We start from the raw sequence: 19,566 nt of genomic DNA on the forward strand, positions 1-19,566 counted from the left end.
GGTCAGCCTACGGGGCGGGGCCCAAGCAGCGCTGTTCCGACACGCACGAGATCGGATCCGCACGCGATTGCTGTCTCAAAATCCCCGCTCATACCGGCCGACAAGATGAGGTCGCGGCCGAGGTGGGCGGAGGTGTCGTCGACAAGCGCACGTGCCCTGCGGAACACCGTCTCGGGGTCGGAGTCCAGCGGGGGCACGACCATGAAACCGTCGAGGCGAAGATGCTCGGAATTCTCAACCGCCTCGATGATTTCCGGCACGTCATCGTAGGAGGCGCCGCCGCGGGCGGTATCGCCGTCGTCGGAAAGCTGAATCAGGCACGGCAGGGTGTCCGTGGTGCGGTCGCCGCGCTCGAGGGCAAGCGCCATGCCACGGTCGAGGCCGTGCGCCAACTTCACAGAGTCAAGCGAGTGTACTTGCGCGGCCCAGCGCGCCACAGCGTTGGCTTTCTTGGACTGGATCTGGCCGATCATCGCGATCTGGCACCGCCCATCCAGAGCTTCAGCCTTCGCGCGGGCCTCCTGCTCGCGGTTTTCGCCGACGAGGGTGATGCCTGCGTCGGCAAGTTCGATGATGCGCTCCACCGGGTGGAACTTGGTCACAGGTAGCAGTCGCACACTGCCTTCCGGGCGACCTGCGGCACGCTCGGCGTCGTGAATCTGCTTGGTTACGGTTTCAAGGTTATGCATCTGGCATCCAAATCACGCCGGCCTGACGTCCGGTGACGCCCTCGCGGCGATGGGAGAAGAAGTCGGCATCGGTGATGGTATCGCGCGGATCCGCATCGATGTGGGTCACGCCCATGCTCATCAGTTGGCGCACAAGCCCGGCACGGACGTCGATGCCCGCGGTCCCCTGCTTGGTGGTTGTGCGCGAGCCGGGCAAATGCTTTTCGACGTCCGCAGCCATCTCGGCAGGCACCTCATAGGACTCACCTGCCGCCGCCGGCCCGAGCAGCACCTGGATACGCTCCGGGGCTGCGCCAAGCGCCACCATCTCCTCGACGGTGCGGCGCACAATGCCGTTGCGCGCTCCCATACGGCCCGCGTGGGCTGCGGCGATCACACCTGCGCTGTGGTCGGACAGCAGCACGGGGGTGCAGTCCGCAACCAGCACGCACAGTGCGAGGTTTTTCTCGCGAGTCACGATCGCGTCAGTGGCCGCAACCGGCTCATCCGCGGGCCCGTCGACCACGGTGACGGTGTTGGTGTGGAGTTGTTCCATCCACACGAAACGCTCGGCGAGAAGGCCCAAGATGTCGGCGAGACGCTGACGGTTCGCGGCGACGTCGGCTGGGTCGTCGCCAACATGCGTTCCCAGGTTGAACGCATCGTACGGAGAACGCGAAACCCCGCCAGCACGGGAAGTAAACACCATGCGGACGGGGCGGTTGGAAAGATCTGGCATGCCAGCCAGTCTAACTAGCGCATGAAATCAGGCACATCCAAATCGTCGAAGCCGCCGCCGAACTCCTCGTCGCGGCGCGGACGGGAGTCCTCACGGTCCGTAAACAGGCCACGGTTTGGCTCGTAGCGGTGACGAGCCTGGTAGCTCTCCGACGGCTGCTCGGCGCGGGTCTCGGTCCGGGTCTCAGTGCGTGGCTCGGCCGGCTTCTCCGGCTGGGACTCGAGCTCCTCGGCCGGAGCGACGACGCTTGCCTGCGGGGCGTCCTCGGCAGGACGAGCGTTGGCCTTCTCGTCGAAGCCGGTGGCGATGATGGTCACGCGGACCTCGTCGCCCAGGTTGTCGTCGATAATCGTGCCGAAGATGATGTTCGCATCGTCGTCGGCCTTCTCCTCCACGATGGAAGCAGCGTTGTTAACTTCCATCAGGCCGAGGTCGGAGCCACCAGCAACGGAGATGAGCACGCCCTTGGCGCCCTCCATGGTGGTCTCCAGCAGCGGGGAGTTGATGGCCTGCTCAGTTGCGGTCATCACACGGTTCTCGCCGCGCGCAGAGCCGACGCCCATGAGCGCGGAGCCAGCGTCAGCCATAACGGAGCGCACGTCCGCAAAGTCGACGTTGATCATGCCCGGGATGGTGATCAGATTGGTAATACCCTGAACACCGTTGTAGAGCACCTCGTCAGCCGCGCGGAACGCTTCCATCATGGAAAGCTCCGCGTCGCCCAGCTGCAGGAGGCGGTCGTTCGGGATCACGATGACGGTGTCGCAAACTTCCTTCAGGTTCTCAATGCCAGCCAGCGCCTGGCGGGTACGGCGCTTGCCCTCAAAGGTGAACGGGCGGGTCACAACACCAATGGTCAGTGCGCCCATCTTCTTTGCAATACCTGCGACGACCGGGGCCGCACCAGTACCGGTGCCGCCGCCTTCGCCTGCGGTAACGAAGACCATGTCGGAGCCCTTCAGGGACTCCTCAATCTCCTGCTTGTGGTCCTCGGCGGAAGTGCGGCCAACCTCGGGGTTCGCGCCTGCACCCAGCCCACGGGTGGCTTCTCGACCAATGTCGAGCTTGGTGTCGGCATCGGTAAACAGCAGCGCCTGCGAGTCAGTGTTGATGGCGACGAATTCGACGCCCTTCAACCCCTCCTCAATCATTCGGTTCACAGCGTTGACGCCGCCCCCGCCGACACCGACGACGCGGATCATGGCGAGGTAGTTGGCGGGAGAAGTCATAGCGTAAGTCTCGCCTTTCAAAACTCGGGTGTTCAGTTGCGTCCCATCATGTTTGAAAGCGAAGCATTTTTTGTGTTCTCCCCCGGCGTGTCACAACCCTAAACCTGTACTTTAGGGTTGTGACCTGGGGTTTTAGCGCGAGGTCACCAACTCGGGGTTAGAAATATTGAACTCGTGGCCTTCCAACTGGAGCACGGTTTCGAGCGCCAGCGCCTTATTCGCATTGTCGGTTGCAGCTCCCCACTGGACTACGCGGTCGTCGTCAAGCACGAGCGTGTAGGTGTAGTCACCGTTGGCTTTGAGCGCGCGGACGCGAGGCCGGGCAACATCACTAATCGACGACGCCACCTCCACCGCCTGCGCAAACCGCTCCTGGGCCACCCCCTGGATCTCCACAGCGCCTGCGGGCGGCGCCGCAACGATGAAATCGCGGCCCTCCCGGTCGATCAGGTGCGGCTGGCCATCAATGTCCACCCACGCCACCGGATCATGCTCTGTGATCTCCACACTGACGCCGTTCGGCCACGCGCGCGACACTGTTGCGGAATCCACCCAGGGGTTTGCGGCAACATTCTCGGCGGCTCGGCGCGGCTTCACCTTGCCTATCGGCGTGCCGTAATCAATCCCGGTGAGATTGCGTACTTCCTCCTCGGGCAGGTTCACGGACCCCTCGACGGCAATATCGTTCACGCTCATCAGCGGCGTGAACGGAACAGCCGCGCACACAGCCACAACAATGGCCACCGTTGCTGCGATCGCACCGTACGGGATCTTCCGGCGCTTCGGCTGCTCCTCAGTTGAGTCAGGCATGGGAACTTTCGTGGACATTACTTGCCCGCCAACGCATCCAGGATCTCGTCTGCCAGCATGGTCACACTGCCCGCCCCCATCGTGAGCACCAAGTCACCCGGCTCGGTCACGGACGCAACGGTTGCAGGAGCAGCAGAGAAGTCCGGTTCAAGGTGCACCGGGATGGTCATTTCGTCGCTAATAATGCGCGAGGTCACACCCTCAACCGGGGTTTCACGGGCACCGTAGATATCTAACAGCACGCACTCGTCTGCCAGCGACAATGCCTTAGCAAACTCGCTGGAGAACTCCTGGGTGCGCGAGTACAAGTGCGGCTGGAAGCACACGACCACACGCGCACCGTTGCCTTCTGCCTCCACCTTGTCGCGGGCCGCGGTAAGCACCGCCTCCACCTCGGTCGGGTGGTGGGCGTAGTCGTCGTACACGCGAGTCTCGCCGACGCTGCCTTTGTACTCGAAACGACGGCGCACGCCTGTGAACTCGCTGAGCCCCTGGGCGAGCTTCTCCGGACTCGCGCCGACGAGTACCCCACCGAGCAGCGCTGCTGCCGAGTTGAGCACCATGTGGCGGCCCGGGATAGCCATGCTGTAGGTGACCTCGCCGGAGACATCAGGCGTGCGCAAACGCACACCGACTGCGGTGTGCTCGCCTTCCTGGCGCTCTTCGGTAATCACCGCCGCTGCCGGCACGCTCGGGTGGCGCTTCGCAGCTTCTTCAGTGCCGTATCCGTAAACCGTCAGACCACGCTCGATTGCGCGCTCACCGCAAGCTGCGGCGTGTTCGTCATCTAGGCACACCACGATGTTCTTCGCAATGTCCGCAAAATCATCGAACACCTTGAAATACGCCTCACGCGTGCCGTAGAAGTCCAGGTGATCCGGCTCAATGTTCGTAATCACGGCGACATCTGGGGAGTAACGCAACAGCGACGCGTCCGACTCGTCGGCCTCCGCGACAAAAACCTCGCCCTGGCCGTGATGAGCGTTCGTGCCGGCACGGTTGAGCTGCCCGCCGATCGCGAACGACGGGTCTTTCCCTGCTGCTTGCAACGCCACGACCGCCATCGACGTCGTCGAAGTCTTGCCGTGCGTGCCAGCGAGCAACAGCTGAGTACGGCCCTCCATCAACTCGGCCAGCAGGTCCGAGCGGCGCAGCAGCGGAACACCCTCCCGCTTGGCGCGGACGAGTTCGGGGTTGTCCTGCGGGATAGCAGCAAAGCTCGTCACCACCGCGGTGGGCAGCTCGCCTGAGAGCTGCAGGTTGGCCTCGTCGTGGCCAAGCGCCACCTTCGCGCCCTTGGCCTTCAGTGCGCGAACCGGACGGGAGTCCTTCGCGTCAGAGCCAGTCACGGTTGCGCCTCGGTCCAACAAGATATGCGCCACGCCCGACATGCCGGCACCGCCGATGCCAATGAGGTGCACGCGTGAGAGATCCGTCATCAGTTTTCCTTTCCAGCCGCATCAGCAATGCGGCGCGCGAGGTCCTCGGCAACATTGCCGGCACCGGATTGAGCAATTGCGCGACGCATCTCGGCACGCGCATCGTCGTTATTGAGCAAAGGCAGCAGCTTCTCGACGAGTACGTCGCCGTTGAGCTCGGCGTCGTCGATACGCAATGCCGCCCCTGTGGCAACCAAATGTGCCGAGTTCAACCCCTGCTCGCCATTGCCATGCGGCAACGGGATGTAGATCGCCGGCACACCAGCCGCAGAGTTCTCCGCAACCGTCATCGCACCGGAGCGACACACAACAACATCTGCGACCGCGTACGCCGCCTCCATGTCGTCGATGTACGGCACTGCCGTATAACCCTCGTGGGGTGCAGGGGCATCATTTTTGCGCCCATAGGCGTGCAACACCTGGTGACCCGCAGCGGTAATACGCTCAACCGCGCCAGCGAGTGCCGTATTGATACTCACCGCACCCTGAGAACCACCAGTGACGAGGACAGTCGTCTTCTCCGGATCCAGCCCCCACGTGCGCAAGCCACGCTCACGCTTTGCCCCATCCGGGTCGACCCCGACACCGGGACGCACCGGAATGCCGACGACGTCGCCGGCCATCCCCGAGTTCGCCACCGCATTCAGGCCAACGCCACCGAGCTTGACCCCAAGCTTGTTTGCCATCCCCGCAAGCGCGTTGGTTTCCAGCACGAAAAACGGCAGCCGCAGCGACTTCGCCGCCAAGTACGCCGGCGCCGACACATACCCGCCGGTACCGAGCACCACCTGAGCACCCGAAGATTTCATCGCTTGCTTCGCCTGATTCACGGAACGAAGCAACTTCGCCGGCACCGTGGCCAGCTTCCACGGCTTCTTGCGCGGGATGGGAACCGGGTCAATCAACGCCAGCTCGAACCCGCGGGCGGGAACGATCGTGGTTTCCAAACCCCGCTCGGTGCCTAACGCAACGACGTTCGCACCGAACCGATCGCGCAACACCTCCCCCACGGCAAGCGCTGGCTCAATATGGCCTGCGGTGCCGCCGCCTGCCAAGACGACGTTGAGTTCACTCATGTAATCCTCCTGCTATCTACGCACACGGCGCGGCCCACCAGTGGCTTGACGCACCGGCGCCGTCGGGCGGTGATTGCGCTGTACCTGCTCACGTGGGTGCTGGCGAGGCTGGCGTTGCTGTGTGATCGGACGGGGCTCCTGGACGCCAAGCATGCGGTCGAACACTGGGCGGCCGTAGTTCTGCATCGCGGAAATCGCATCCGGCTCGTGGCGAGCCACGTTTGCCAACACACCCATCGCCCCCAGGGTGATCACAGCCGAGGTACCGCCAGCAGAGAGCATCGGCAGCTGAATGCCGGTCACCGGCAGCAGACCGATGACGTAGCCGATGTTGACAAACGCCTGCGAAACAACCGCTGCCGTCAGCGCCGCCGCCATCAGCGTCTGGTACTGCGACTGCGCACGCCGAGCGGTACGAAAACCGAAAAAGCCCAGCAACGCGAACAGGGAAATAACCAAGGTGCCGCCCCACAGGCCGAGCTCTTCGCCGATGATCGCGAAAATAAAGTCGTTGCGTGCCTCAGGCAGGTAGAACCACTTCGCGCGGGACTGGCCAAGACCGACACCGAAAATGTGGCCGTCTGCGAGCGACAAAAAGCCCTGGTGGGATTGGAACGCAATACCTTGCGTGTCATCGAAGTGGCCGCGCAGTGCGTCGAAATACACGTGGAAACGCGCAGAGCGGAAACCTCCGGACAAGAACGCCACAATCAGTGAGAACGCGCCACCAATTCCCAGGTAAACGATTGCCTTCTTTGGCACACCCGCGAAGATCAGGATGAAGGCGACCACAACCGCGAACGACAAAGCCATACCCATGTCGCCCTGTGCGGCAATCAGCGCGACACAGATTGCAGCCACGATAAAGAACGCGAGGAAACCGTTGTTGGCCTGGAACAAACGTTGCGGATTTCTGTGTTCGAGCACCTTCGCGCCCCACATCGCGATAGCCACACGGGCCACCTCCGATGGCTGCAGGCGCAGCGGGCCCAGCACAATCCACGACTGGGAACCTACCTCTTCGCGGCCGGTGCCCAAGGGCGTGAGCACCAAGATCAGCAAAATAACGGAAGCGGCCATCAGGACAGCGGAGAAGCTGCGCAGCCGCTCAGGCGGCGTTTTCAGCGCCACCCAAAACGCGATCAGGCCACCGATGACCATGACGGTTTGACGGATGGCCACGCCCCAGACGCTCTCGGAATCTGCGAACGACGTCGCCATTGACGACGACATCACCATGACCACACCAAGACCTGCAAGCACCAGGACAATGCTGCGGATCATGGTGTAGTCGATGAGCGGCCGGGAATCCAGAAACTCCTCGAATTTGCGCACCTTAAGCGCCAATTTTGAGGTTGGCTCGGTCGATCGCGGGGCACGCCGCGTTGTCCCCTGTTGCACCGCCATGCAGCTGCCCTTTCATTCGAGAAGTCTCAACGTGAAGTTGAGCTTACTTGTTATCCGGGCTCCAGTGTCGCATCGCTGCCGCTGCGAAGGCGTCGCCACGCGCTGACATGCCCGAAAACATATCCAAGCTCGCAGCAGCCGGCGCCAACAGCACCGTATCGCCCGGCTGCGCCTGGGTCGCCGCCCACGCAACAACCTCATCCATGGCTTGTTCCGGATCCGTGGAGTCGGAGACAAACACCGGAACGTCCGGGGCGGCCGCGTTGACAGACGCGCGGATGAGCTCACGATCCACACCGAGCAGAGCAACGGCGCGGAACTGATCAGCGTGTGCTTTGACGACACCGTCGACGGCAGCGCCTTTGAGCTGTCCTCCCGCGACCCACACCACCGTGCCCGCACCGGTGAGCGCAGAATCCGCCGCGTGCGGGTTCGTGGCCTTGGAGTTATCCACCCAATCCACACCGCCGCCGGAGTGCACCACCGCCCCACGGTGACCGGCCACGCGGTACTTCTCCAGCGCCCGCTGGATGTGATGCGGCTTGGCCCCCTGGGTCAACGCCACCGCAGCGGCCGCGAGTGCGTCAAGCAGACCGGCGGCTCCGGCGGGCTCGATGCCGTCGGCACTTGCAACGTCGATAGTTTCGCCGCCGAGTTTGGCCACGATCCTGCCGCCCGAAACACCGACCTGGTTGTCGCCAGGCTCTTGAAGTGTGAACCCGATGATGTCGTCGCGACCAGTCTGCTCAGCTAAACGCTGCACCTCCGTATCGTCGATACCTGCAACCGCATGCGTTGCTTGCAATACCTTCGCCTTCGACGCGGCGTATTCCGCAAACGAGCCGTGCCAGTCAATGTGGTCTTCAGCCAGGTTCAGCAGCACGCCAGCATCCGGCACGAGCTCGGAGGACCAGTGCAGCTGGAAACTCGACAGTTCGGCGACGAGGACATCGACGTGTTCGTCGAGAAGCAGCACCTCTCCGACCGCGGTGCCGATGTTGCCGCAGGCACGTGCGATACGGCCGGTGTCGGCGCCGGCTTCGGTCATCATCGCCGCCAGCATGCCCGTAGTCGTGGTTTTGCCGTTGGTGCCCGTGACGACGAGCCACGTCCTCGGTGCGCCAAACACGCCTGCGCGGTCAAGGCGGAAGCACAGTTCAACATCTCCGATGACGTCGATGCCGGCGGCGGTGGCGTCGACAAGCAATGGCGTATCAGGTCGCCACCCGGGCGAGGTGACCACAAGGCCGGTGTCAGCGAAGCGCTCGCGCGCTTCAGCGCTGGAACACACCGCGAAGCCTTTTGCGGTAGCGGCTGCGCGCCCATCCGGGTTGTCGTCGACAACCGTGAAATTCGCACCCGCCTTCGTCAGCAAGTGCGCTGCGCCGAGGCCAGAAACACCGGCACCGGCGACTAAAACATGATCTGGCAGCGTCACAGGCCCGCTCCGTTCAGCGAGAGCCACTCACCATAAAACGCGGCGAGGCCAAGCATGACCGACATCCCGGAGATGATCCAGAAACGCACCACTACGGCAGTCTCTGGCCAGCCGCCGTTTTCAAAGTGGTGGTGGAACGGCGCCATGCGGAACACTCGCTTGCCGGTGGTCTTGAAGGACGCAACCTGAATCACCACGGAGGCGGCCTCCAGGACGAACAACGCGCCGATGACAACCATCAGCAACTCGGTGCGCGAAGCAACCGACAGGCCCGCAACAAGGCCACCGAGTGCCAGCGAGCCAGTATCCCCCATAAAGATCTTCGCGGGTGCGGCGTTCCACCACAGGAAACCCACGCAGGCACCAAAACCGGCCGCCGCGAGGATAGCCAGGTCCAACGGGTCGCGCACCGAGTAACAGCCAGCGGTCGCGACAGCGTCACAAGAGTTACGGAACTGCCAGAACGTAATGCCCGAGTAGGCAGCCATCACAAGTGCCGTCGTACCAGCGGCCAACCCGTCGAGACCGTCAGTCAGGTTCACTGCATTCGACCACGCGGCCAGCAGGATGTAGATGAACACCAGGAAGATGATGGTGCCCACCACACCCCCGCCGATGGCGAGGTTGATCGTGTCGATGTCGCGCACGAACGACAAGAACGTCGAGCCAGGTGTCAGACCGTTCTCGTCCGGGAACTGCAAGATAAGCAGCCCGAAGGCGATCGAAATGACAAACTGCGCCACAAGCTTCGCTGTCTTATTGAGGCCAAGGTTGCGGTGCATGAACAACTTAATGCCATCATCGGCAAAACCTACGAGGCCGAGCGACAGCGTAAGCCCCAGCACGATCAGGCCCGAGGCAGTAAACGCGGTGTGGCCCGTAGCCAACGCTGAGAGACTGCCGCCGACGTAGCCAAGCGCGATTGCTAACAAAATAGCGATGCCGCCCATTGTTGGCGTGCCACGCTTGCGGGCGTGCGACTTCGGGCCGTCCTCGCGGATCTCCTGCCCCATCTCGCGGCGATGGAAATATCTAATGAGCAGCGGGGTCACAAAAATCGAGACCAGGAAACTAAGAATCCCGGCGCAAATGACTTGAACCATGAAGTGTTACCTCGCTGCTGTTTCGTTATTCATGTTGAACTATCTAAGCGTATGCCCTTGCAGTAGCGCCTCGGCCACTGCCCACAGTCGCGCAACGTTTGATGCTTTTACCAGCACGACATCGCGGTCGGTGCGCGACTGCCAGTCGTCGATACCCGCTGGCGGCATGGCCAACAGTTCGCGCACTACCTCGCTGGCTTCGGCAGCATCGGCGACGCTGCTGGTGCGGATGCCGAATTGCTCAGCACGCTCGGCCAGCGCTTCCATCGACGCATTATTCCCGACAGTGATGAGGTCGGTGACGCTGTAGCGCGCCAACTCATCGGCAAGCGCCGCGTGCTCGTGTTCCGCACCGGCGCCAAGTTCGCCCATCTCCCCCAGCACCGCAACGGAGCGCACACCTGGGCGCGCCGCGGCGGTGTAACCCAACGCGGCAATGGCAGCCCGCATCGATTCAGGGTTGGCGTTGTAGGCATCGTTGATCACGGTCACGCCATCGGCGCGGGTGTTGACGTCCATGCGGTTGACCGACACGGAATGTGCATCAGACAACGCCTGCGCGACAGTTGCGGCATCCATGCCCGATTCAATGCCGACTGCAGCTGCAGCCAGCGCATTGCCCACCTGGTGCGCACCGAACACGTTGAGGGTTACGCGCTGCGGATCGCTCTTCGGGGTGTGCATGATAAACGACGCACGCGCCACCGCATCCAGTTCCACATCGGTGGCGTAGTAATCCGCTGCCGTATTGCCGTTGGCGGAAAAGCGCACCACGTGTGCCTTCGTCCGCGGAGCCATCGCGTTGACCAGGTCGTCGTCGGCGTTGAGCACCGCGATGCCATCGGCAGGCAGCGCCTCAACGAGTTCGCCCTTGGCCTGCGCGATGTTCTCGCGGGAGCCGAACTCCCCCAGGTGCGCCGAGCCCACGTTAAGCACCACACCGATCTGCGGTGGTGCAATCGTGGCCAAGTGCGCAATGTGGCCGATACCGCGCGCCGACATCTCCGCGACCAGGAACTTCGTCTCCTCCGTGCAGCGCAGCACCGTGTATGGGTGGCCGATCTCGTTATTAAACGACCCCGGAGGAGCCACCGTCTCGCCCGCACGCTGCAGGACCGCCGCGATCAGGTCCTTCGTCGAGGTCTTGCCGGCAGAACCAGTCACGCCGATGATCCGCAACCCGTGGTTCTCCATCAGTTCGCGGGCCACATAGGTGGCCAACTTTGACATCCCATCCACAACGCCTGCTGCGGAGCCAGTTGGATCGTTGACCGCCAGGTCCGAGTTGTCGTCGGCACTGGGCGGTCGCTTCTCGACGACCACAGCCGGCCGACCGACCTCCCTCGTGGTCAACGACGCCGTGGCACCCGCCGCAGCCGCCTTACCCACAAAATCGTGGCCATCCACGTTCGCACCCGGGAACGCAACGAATAGCCCGCCGGGGCCAATCTTGCGGGAATCAAACTCCACAAACCCGGTCACCGAGTTGTCCGGATCAGCCTCCGGGCTCAAGTGTCCTCCGGTGATCTCCGCGATCTGGCGAAGCGTCAGTGCAATCATGCGTTCCTCTTCTCTCGGCGGGCGCGAAGTGCGCGCCGCATCTCTTCGCGGTCATCAAAATGGTGCTTGGTGTCGCCGATGATCTGTCCAACCTCGTGGCCTTTACCCACGACAATGATGGCATCGCCGGGCTTTGCCCACTCGACGAGCGCGTCGATCGCCCTCGCGCGGGAGTCTGCCTCGATGACCTCGGCTGCCGTTTCTGCGTCGCGTGCGCCTTGCAGCACCGCTGCGCGGATCGCTGCCGGGTCTTCGGTGCGCGGGTTGTCATCAGTCACCACAACAAAGTCTGCGCCCTTCGCTGCTTCCGCTCCCATGAGCGGGCGTTTCGAGGAATCTCTGTCACCACCAGCGCCGATCGCCACACCAATCCGGCCATCGACCTGTCCACGCAGCGTCTGAAGCACTGCTGCGACAGCGGCCGGCTTGTGGGCGTAATCCACAACAGCGACAAAATCCTGGCCTTCATCAATTCGCTCCATGCGCCCCGGCACCGCCGCCTGCTCTAGGCCTGCGACAAACGCTGCTACATCGACACCAACCTGCGCCGCAAGCGTGGTGGCAAGGGCGGCATTGGCGACGTTAAACGCACCCGGCATCGGCAGAGCAAACTCCACCTGACGCTCTGGAGTGTGAAGTCGAATGTGCTGGGTTCCGGTGTCGTCGATACGCAATAGCTCCGCAGTGACATCTGCATGCTCACCGCGGGTTGCCACCGTCACCGGGTGCTCCGCGCGCGCGGCCATCTTCTGACCCCAAGAATCGTCGACACAGATCACGCTGCGCTTCGCGTGGAGGTCGCTCGACGGGTCAAAGAACAAGGCTTTCGCCTCGAAGTAGTCCTCCATCGTCGGGTGGAAATCAAGGTGATCCTGCGACAGATTGGTAAAACCAGCGACGTCGAACTGGGCACCCGTGACGCGCCCAAGCATGAGCGCGTGGGAGGAAACCTCCATCACCACATGCGTAACGCCCTCGTCGCGCATACGGGCAAACAGTGCCTGCAACGTCGGCGCCTCAGGCGTAGTCAACTCGGTGGCCACATCGCGGCCCATGATCTTCGTGCCCGTCGTACCAATCAGGCCGACCTTGCAACCAGCCTGTGTCAGTCCACGCTCCAGCATGTACGTCGTGGTGGTCTTGCCCGACGTCCCAGTCACGCCCAGCAGCGTGAAGTCCTTCGACGGATGCCCGTACACCTCCGCGGCAACATGGCCAAGAATCGCGCGCACATTATCGACGACCAACACCGGCCGGCGATCCGACGTCTGCTGGATGATCGCAAGACCTTCCTCGTCAGTCAGAACCGCACCTGCGGCCGAATCGAACGCGTACGACGCGCCATGCACCCGCGTGCCAGGCAGCGCAGCAAACAAGCCACCGGGCTCCACGTTTTGGGAATCAAGACCAATAAACGACACCTCAAACGGTGCCTGCGGCGCATTGACGATGCGTGCCCCCGCAATCTCAGCGAGGGATGTCAGCGTGGGCGCTGAGGACATGATAATTCCTTCCTTTCAGGGCCGTTACTGGGCTTGCAGAACAAACGGTTCCGCGGGCGGACTCGGCGGGATATTTTCCTTATCCAACATCCAGCTCGCAATCTGGCGGAACACCGGCGCCGCAGACTGGCCACCGGCACCGCCGTCGAGTACACCGCGCTGCGGCTCGTCCAGCATGACCGCCACAACAAATCTCGGATCGTTCGCCGGGGCAATACCCGCAAACGTAATCCAATACTGGCTCTGTGAGTATGCGCCCGTTTCCTGGTTCACCTTCTGTGCAGTACCTGTCTTGCCAGAGAACTGGTAGCCCTCTAGCGCATTTCCTTGTGCAGTACCCGACTGGTTGCCGGTCGGGTCTTCTTGGAATGCGGCACGGAACATATCCACCGTTGTACGCGCCGCCTCCTTGCTCACCACTTGGTTGCGCTGCGGCTCATCCTGCGGGATATCTTGCCCGTCCGGTCCGACGATGCGCTCGATGATGCGTGGCTGGATGCGCTCGCCGTCGTTGGCCAACGCCTGGTACACACTCGCCATCTGCAGCGCAGTCCAGCTCATGCCCTGACCGATTGGCAAGTTGGCAAAGGTACCGCCCGACCACTGTTCAAGCACCGGCAGCAGACCCGGCGACTCATTGGGCAACTCAATGCCGGTCGGAGCACCGATACCGAAACGGTTGAGGTAATCCCAGTAGCGCTCCTCGCCGAGGCGCTGCGCCAACTGCAATGTGCCCACGTTGGAGGACTTACCGAAGATGCCTGCGGTGGTGTACGGCAGAACATCGTGCTGCCAGGCGTCGCTCACTGTCACACCGGCCATGTCGATCGAGCCCGGCACCTGGTGCACCTCGAACGGGTCAGTCACCCCCTGATCGATTGAAGCCGCTGCAGCGATGACCTTTGCCACCGAGCCTGGCTCGAACGGGTGCGAGATCGCTGGGTTCTCAAAATCCTTACCCTGCTTGATCTGCTTTTCAATATCCCCGTTCGGGTTGATGGTGTCCGTATTGGCCATCGCCAACACCTCACCCGTGTGAGCGTCAAGGACGACAGCCTCAGCCGACTTTGCCAAAGAGTTTGCCTTTGCCTGCTCAAGCACTTGCTGCACATACGTCTGCAGGTCGAGGTCCACCGTGAGCTCAATGCGCGCACCAGGTACCGCTGGCACCACATCGCGCAGGGAGCCCGGAATGGACTGCCCACCTCCCGAGACGTCCTCGGTCGAGCGGCCGTCGATACCGGTAAGCACCGCATCGCTAGAGGCCTCAAGGCCGAACTGACCGTGCCCGTCCATGGAAACCTTGCCAATGATGTTCTCCCCCACAGCACCGTTCGGGTACTGGCGGATGTCCTGCTGGTCAGCAGCCACACCGTGGAACTTCGCCGCCACCTTCGCAGCGACATCCGGGTCAACGTTGCGCACTAAAACTTCGTACGACGTGTCGGCGTGGAGCTTGTCCAAAATCTCCTTGGCACTGACACTGCCCACAGTGCGCAACTGCTCTGTGTCTGTACCCGTAGGCTGTGGATCAGTTTCGCCACCGATCATGCCGGGGATCTCATTCGCCATTGTGCGCAGCACGTCTTCAACGCGGGCGTCGAGCTGCGCGTCGATATCTGCCTTGGGGACGCCGTCGATACGCATCTGCAGCTCTTGCTGCTGTCGCAGTTCCTCACGCAACTGCTTCGGCGAGACCGTCAACGACCTTGCCTGCATCGTGTACGCCAACTGCTTGCCGTCACGGTCCACGATCTCACCGCGACGTGCTGGCTCAACATACTCGCGCTGGCGTTGCACCTTGGCAACTTCACGCAACTCGCCGCCGATGATCACTTGGACCCAAAACAGGCGTGCGATCAGCAAGGCTGCGACGCTGAGGAACACAAGCGTCAAAAGGAATACACGGTGGTTGGTGATGTGACGCTGACTCTTCCGTGGCGCCGGACGCTTCCGGGGTGTGCCCGTGGATGTCACGTGCCCTCCTCACCTACCAAAACTGCTCATTGACTCGTTTATCATGCCCCGCACAAATGCGAAACGAGGTTGCGCCACACGCCTGCGGCACAACCCCCACCGTTAACGTCTATTCGCCGGCGGGCACATTTGCCTGATACGGCGCCACGTTGGCAACCTGCGGTGCTTGCTGCGGACGAGGCGGAGCTTGATTGCCACCTGGAACCTGAGTCAGCGCATCCGCCAGCTCGCGGGTTGCACGGTCATCACTGCTTGCACGCCCCTGACGCAACGCTTCGCCGTTAACGTCGACAATCTTGGCAACCTTTTCTGGGTTGAAAGGCCGGCGCTCTTCAGCACGACCATCTTCCATGACCTCCACGAGGCCAGGTTCTCCAGCGACCACCATGCCTGCGCCTGCAGCGCGCTGTGCGATCTCCGCAGCAGAACGACGATCCTCTAAGTCACGGTTGAGCGACTCGACCTCGTTGGCAAGTTCACGCTCCTTCGACTGCAGCTGCTGGATGGTGAAGGTTTGTGTCGTGGCCACGCCGGACAGCAGCATCGCTATAGCAATACCGATCACCAGCAGAGGCACCGCAAGTGCGGACACTGCGGAAAAACGCGACGGCGCCGCGACCGTGCCAACCCGACGCCCACGCACAGACACAACCTGCTGCGAGCCGAGGCGCCCCCGCCCACGGGAGTGCGGCACATGCGGCTTCACACCCGGCATCGTGCGACGACGTGCCGGAGCGCTTGTACGGCTGGTGCGGGCACTGCCATCGCGCGTCAGCGTCATCGCGCGGGAGCCACCTCGTGTGTCTCGTGCTGCCATGGTGTCCGTCCTCAGATGGTTGTGTGTCGTACGTGGTTTGTTGTGGGTTATGTGGTTGTCGTTGAGTGCTTAAGCTTCTCGACGCCGCGCACCCTCACCGGTGCTGCACGCGAGTTGCGCTCAATCTCTTCCTGCGGAGCCTTTTCCGCCCCGCGGGTGATGAGTTTGAACGTTGGCTCGGTGCCCGGCAGATCCATCGGAAGTCCCGCCGGCGTCTTTGAAGCTGTCAGTTCAGCGAAGGCAGATTTGACGATCTTGTCCTCGAGCGACTGGTAACTCATGAACACTGCCCGCCCGCCGACGCCGAGCAAATCCGTAATCACCGGAACCACTCGCTCGACAGCCTCAAGCTCGCGGTTGACCTCAATCCGCAGCGCCTGGAAGGTGCGCTTCGCCGGGTGACCGCCAGTACGTCGCGTGGCGGCCGGGATGGTGCTGTACAGCAGTTCCACGAGCCGGTCCGCACGGTCAAACGGCGCACGCTCGCGCTCCTTCAGCACAGCCGACGCAATCTTGCCTGCGAAACGTTCATCGCCGTAGGACTTCAGAATCCTCGCCAGGTCTCCATGCGAGTACGTGTTAAGTACCTCGGCCGCAGTGATGCCGGTGGTCGGATCCATGCGCATATCCAGCGGTGCGTCACCGCGGTAGGAAAAGCCACGCTCCTCCTGGTCCAACTGCATCGATGAAACACCGAGGTCGAACAGCGCACCAGCCACACCGTGCTGCCTCACAAGGTCGAAGGTCTCGCCCTCCCCCGATGCGATCTCGTCGCCGATGTAGTCGAACCGGCATTGCACCGGAGTGAAACGCTCACCGAACTGAGCCAGGCGCTCAGTCGCCTGCTGCAGCGCATTCGGGTCGCGATCCACACCGATCACGCGCGCTTGCGGAAATACGTTGAGAAAGTATTCGGTGTGGCCACCAGCGCCAAGAGTTCCATCGACAATGACGGCGTTGGCGCCGAACGCCTCTACAGCTGGGGCCAGGAGTTCGGCCATGCGGTCGCGCATGACCGGCACATGCCCATGAGGGTCTGCAGCGTGTGTGCGGTACACCATCCGGGCTCACCCCTCGCGGTCAGTTAGTCGTCGGCTCCTTCTAAGCCGGGGAGTATGTAGAGCCCTGTCCGGGGCGGCTGTTCTGATGTCGGGGAAGTACACCAGAATGCTTCACGCCCCGGACAGAGTCCGTACACACTCTCCGAATTGGTTGCCCGCTGTTGGGTAGTCAGTCCTACAGCAGACCGGAGAGAATGTCGTCGTCATCCGCCGCGGAGAACGCGGCTTCAGTCTCTTCTTGATACTTATTCCAGGATTCAAGATCCCAGATCTCGAGAAAATCCACAGAACCGATAACTACGCATTCCTTGGAAAGGCCTGCGTACTCACGGTGTGCCGGCGACAGGGTGATACGTCCGGACCCATCGAGCGTTTGCTCATCCGCACTGGCAGCCAGATTGCGGATAAACGCGCGCGCCTTCGGGTTCGTCCTTGATGCTGCAGCGGCCTTGCGGGCGCGTGCAGCAAACTCGTCCCGCGGGTACACCGCGAGGGAGTGGTCCTGCCCTTTGGTCACCATCAGGCCGTCTGCCAAGTCCTCACGGAACTTCGCAGGCAGCGTCAGGCGCCCTTTGTCGTCGAGCTTGGGAGTGTAGGTTCCCAGAAACATCCGGCGACCTACCTTCCTTCACCTTCAGAGATTGGCATTTGCAGTTTTCTCGGCTTCGCTCCGCATTACGCACGTAGTCAAGATGCGCACCACGGTGCTCCGCTGTGCCCCACTTTAACCCACTTCCCCCCACAAACGCCACACTCTGAGCAACTTAGTTCCCACAACAAGAAGAACACGCAGGTCAACGGCCACAATCCCCGTGGGGCAATTACCCGCCAATGTCCCCCACTTACCGCCACATCCCCCACTACAACCCCATCAATCACCTACAGGCACACGAGACGCAACCCGCTCCGAACGTCCTTTAACAGGCAAAATGGCCGGATCAAACCAACGGGTGGGGCAAAGTGGGGAATGTGGGGCGAAGTGGGGATAAAAAATCGCCCTCCCGAAGAGACCGGGAGGGCGAAGGGAAAGCTAAAAGCTACTGACGATCCTCAAACCGTCGACGGAAGCTCTCCTCCAGGCTAACACTGCGCGGCGAGCGCGACTTGGACTGAGCCTGCGCTCGCTGCAGCGAAACACCAGCGGCAGCCGGGGTACGGAGCGCCATGATCCCCCCATAGAACATCACACCGAAGCCGACGATGCTCAACACCACAGTCCACAGACTCCACGACGCCAGCGCCACTCCCCCAAGAAGAAGGACAAGGCCCAGCACAATGAGGGCGAGGCTACGCATAGTCAGCCGGCCCGACGGGCGCGAAGCACCATACTCAGAGGACGGAGCGACCGAGGAACCGAACTTCGGGTCGTCCGCAAGGAGCGACTGCTCGATCTCGCGCAGTGCGCGCATTTCCTGCTCAGAAAGAGACACTACTTTCTCTCCAGATCCCAGCTATGAATGAACAATGTATGGATACAACGAACATCGTACCCACATTGTTCCCGCGCCTTATTACGCCGCCATTGGCGCATCACCCCCAGTGGTGTCCAGGAGAAAGTCCTCAGCCGAACCGATAAGGCTTGAGACCACGACCGGCGACGGGTTGTCGTCGATCCCAGACGCCACCCTCGCCCGGCGCGCCGAGTATGCAGAAAATACCGTCGCCCAGTGCTGGCCACTTTCCCCGGTGAGCGCGAGCTTGTCCCACGCATTAGTTGGCAGCCGCTTCCGCTTCCGGAGCACAATGCTGCGAGCGTTGCATGCGCCAGCGATGCGCAGTGCAGCCCGGTATGCGTTTTCCATCGCAAGGTCGTAGCGCCTTGCCGCAAAGTCAGCATGAGCCTGTGCAAGCAGTGCCTCCGCAGAGAAGATGAACGAGTCAAACTTTCGCGGCGCCCCCATATCCCCGTACGCCCTGCCCGTTGTGGCTGAAACTACGCTTCCCATGACACTTTCCCCTTTCGCTGTTACCAGTGCATGTCGCCTCTTGATTGCCCATGACCTTAGAAGTCACCCACGACACCACAACCAAAAATTAGCACGTTTGTTCGACTGTTCGAACGAGGATGTGTGGTCAAGCCCCGCAACAGGCACATAAGTGGTTCGATAGTGGGGTGCACATTGAGATCCAAAGGCTGACCAAGGCGGAGTTTTCTTTCCTCGTGCCACGGTTGGTGGACATCTACATGGAAGCTATGGGGTACCCCCAAACCATGCGCGCGCAGCGTTTACGCGTGTGGCGTGGAGAGGTCACCTGGCCAGGCTTTTGCGCCGTGGCCGCAATCTCGGACAACAGCGTCATCGGAGTGGCCTACGGTTTTCTCGGCGCGCGGGAGCGCTGGTGGGACCAACAACTCGTCAAAGCACTCACTCAGCAACGTCCAGACGGCATGCTTTTTGACGACGACCGTGCGCTACTGGCCAACTACTTCGAAATCGCCGAAGTGCATGTGGATCCGAGGCACCAGGGCCGTGGCATTGGTGCGGCGATGCTCAGGGAACTGCTCGCATCGACATCAGCTCGTTGGGCTGTCCTATCTACTCCCGAGGTAGACGGCGAAGCTAATAACGCATTTGGGCTTTACCGCAAGTTTGGGTTCCAGGACGTTGCTCGCAATTTTTATTACGGAAGCGACCCTCGCCCGTTTGCGATTCTCGCACTCGACATGGCGGGCACACCTCATGTCGGCGAGGCTGACTAGGGTACGTTCCAGAGAGATTTTCGTAGACGACGGTGAGGA

General features: G+C 62.0%; 18 protein-coding genes. 1 reads left to right on the forward strand and 17 read right to left on the reverse strand.

The annotated features are described in order from the left end of the window. Positions 1–2: 2 nt before the first annotated feature. From HMPREF2736_RS05960 to HMPREF2736_RS06040, 17 genes are all read right to left on the reverse strand, one after another. Positions 3–689 (reverse strand): YggS family pyridoxal phosphate-dependent enzyme, encoded by a 687-nt coding sequence (locus tag HMPREF2736_RS05960; protein ID WP_070829097.1) that lies wholly within the window; start codon positions 687–689, stop codon positions 3–5. Continuing rightward, positions 682–1,407: a peptidoglycan editing factor PgeF gene (pgeF, locus tag HMPREF2736_RS05965; RefSeq protein ID WP_070829099.1), complete on the reverse strand. Its 726-nt coding sequence runs from the start codon at positions 1,405–1,407 to the stop codon at positions 682–684. Before pgeF ends, HMPREF2736_RS05960 begins: the two co-directional genes overlap by 8 nt. 14 nt (positions 1,408–1,421) lie before the next feature. Further along, complete coding sequence (gene ftsZ, locus HMPREF2736_RS05970; RefSeq protein WP_070422197.1) at positions 1,422–2,636, reverse strand: cell division protein FtsZ; 1,215 nt, start codon at positions 2,634–2,636, stop codon at positions 1,422–1,424. A gap of 132 nt (positions 2,637–2,768) precedes the next feature. Beyond that, positions 2,769–3,446: a cell division protein FtsQ/DivIB gene (locus tag HMPREF2736_RS05975; protein WP_070829195.1), complete on the reverse strand. Its 678-nt coding sequence runs from the start codon at positions 3,444–3,446 to the stop codon at positions 2,769–2,771. Positions 3,447–3,463: 17 nt separating this feature from the next. Then, complete coding sequence (gene murC / locus HMPREF2736_RS05980) at positions 3,464–4,885, reverse strand: UDP-N-acetylmuramate--L-alanine ligase (RefSeq protein ID WP_070829101.1); 1,422 nt, start codon at positions 4,883–4,885, stop codon at positions 3,464–3,466. Next, complete coding sequence (locus tag HMPREF2736_RS05985) at positions 4,885–5,961, reverse strand: UDP-N-acetylglucosamine--N-acetylmuramyl-(pentapeptide) pyrophosphoryl-undecaprenol N-acetylglucosamine transferase (protein ID WP_070829103.1); 1,077 nt, start codon at positions 5,959–5,961, stop codon at positions 4,885–4,887. The genes murC and HMPREF2736_RS05985 overlap by 1 nt, the downstream gene beginning before the upstream one ends. A gap of 12 nt (positions 5,962–5,973) precedes the next feature. Further along, positions 5,974–7,368: an FtsW/RodA/SpoVE family cell cycle protein gene (locus HMPREF2736_RS05990; RefSeq protein WP_070450878.1), complete on the reverse strand. Its 1,395-nt coding sequence runs from the start codon at positions 7,366–7,368 to the stop codon at positions 5,974–5,976. Between the two features lie 43 nt (positions 7,369–7,411). Further along, entirely contained in the window at positions 7,412–8,806 is a 1,395-nt protein-coding gene (murD, locus tag HMPREF2736_RS05995) for a UDP-N-acetylmuramoyl-L-alanine--D-glutamate ligase (protein ID WP_246822068.1), read from the reverse strand. Then, positions 8,803–9,909: a phospho-N-acetylmuramoyl-pentapeptide-transferase gene (gene mraY, locus HMPREF2736_RS06000; protein WP_070450875.1), complete on the reverse strand. Its 1,107-nt coding sequence runs from the start codon at positions 9,907–9,909 to the stop codon at positions 8,803–8,805. The genes murD and mraY overlap by 4 nt, the downstream gene beginning before the upstream one ends. A 39-nt stretch (positions 9,910–9,948) precedes the next feature. Further along, positions 9,949–11,469, reverse strand: a complete 1,521-nt coding sequence (murF, locus tag HMPREF2736_RS06005) for a UDP-N-acetylmuramoyl-tripeptide--D-alanyl-D-alanine ligase (protein ID WP_070829107.1) — start codon at positions 11,467–11,469, stop codon at positions 9,949–9,951. Beyond that, positions 11,466–12,971: a UDP-N-acetylmuramoyl-L-alanyl-D-glutamate--2,6-diaminopimelate ligase gene (locus HMPREF2736_RS06010; RefSeq protein WP_070829108.1), complete on the reverse strand. Its 1,506-nt coding sequence runs from the start codon at positions 12,969–12,971 to the stop codon at positions 11,466–11,468. Before HMPREF2736_RS06010 ends, murF begins: the two co-directional genes overlap by 4 nt. Before the next feature lie 24 nt (positions 12,972–12,995). Beyond that, complete coding sequence (locus tag HMPREF2736_RS06015) at positions 12,996–14,948, reverse strand: peptidoglycan D,D-transpeptidase FtsI family protein (RefSeq protein WP_083322989.1); 1,953 nt, start codon at positions 14,946–14,948, stop codon at positions 12,996–12,998. A gap of 109 nt (positions 14,949–15,057) precedes the next feature. After that, positions 15,058–15,765 (reverse strand): cell division protein FtsL, encoded by a 708-nt coding sequence (locus tag HMPREF2736_RS06020; RefSeq protein ID WP_141739360.1) that lies wholly within the window; start codon positions 15,763–15,765, stop codon positions 15,058–15,060. Between the two features lie 47 nt (positions 15,766–15,812). Beyond that, the gene (rsmH, locus tag HMPREF2736_RS06025; RefSeq protein WP_070422187.1) at positions 15,813–16,826 is read right to left on the reverse strand and encodes a 16S rRNA (cytosine(1402)-N(4))-methyltransferase RsmH; all 1,014 of its coding nucleotides are present in this window, start codon (positions 16,824–16,826) and stop codon (positions 15,813–15,815) included. Between the two features lie 175 nt (positions 16,827–17,001). Beyond that, positions 17,002–17,436, reverse strand: coding sequence for a division/cell wall cluster transcriptional repressor MraZ (mraZ, locus tag HMPREF2736_RS06030; RefSeq protein WP_070422186.1), 435 nt, complete (start codon positions 17,434–17,436; stop codon positions 17,002–17,004). A 427-nt stretch (positions 17,437–17,863) separates the two neighbouring features. Further along, positions 17,864–18,256, reverse strand: coding sequence for a DUF3040 domain-containing protein (locus tag HMPREF2736_RS06035; protein WP_070450870.1), 393 nt, complete (start codon positions 18,254–18,256; stop codon positions 17,864–17,866). A gap of 81 nt (positions 18,257–18,337) precedes the next feature. After that, positions 18,338–18,772, reverse strand: coding sequence for an SAV_6107 family HEPN domain-containing protein (locus HMPREF2736_RS06040; protein ID WP_070422184.1), 435 nt, complete (start codon positions 18,770–18,772; stop codon positions 18,338–18,340). Positions 18,773–18,939: 167 nt separating this feature from the next. On the opposite strand from HMPREF2736_RS06040, the gene HMPREF2736_RS06045 reads away from it, so the two are divergent. Further along, positions 18,940–19,527: a GNAT family N-acetyltransferase gene (locus HMPREF2736_RS06045; RefSeq protein ID WP_070829197.1), complete on the forward strand. Its 588-nt coding sequence runs from the start codon at positions 18,940–18,942 to the stop codon at positions 19,525–19,527. Positions 19,528–19,566 lie beyond the last annotated feature (39 nt).

Origin of the sequence: Corynebacterium sp. HMSC036E10 (genome assembly GCF_001836265.1) — a bacterium.
Taxonomy (GTDB): Bacteria; Actinomycetota; Actinomycetes; order Mycobacteriales; family Mycobacteriaceae; genus Corynebacterium; species Corynebacterium coyleae.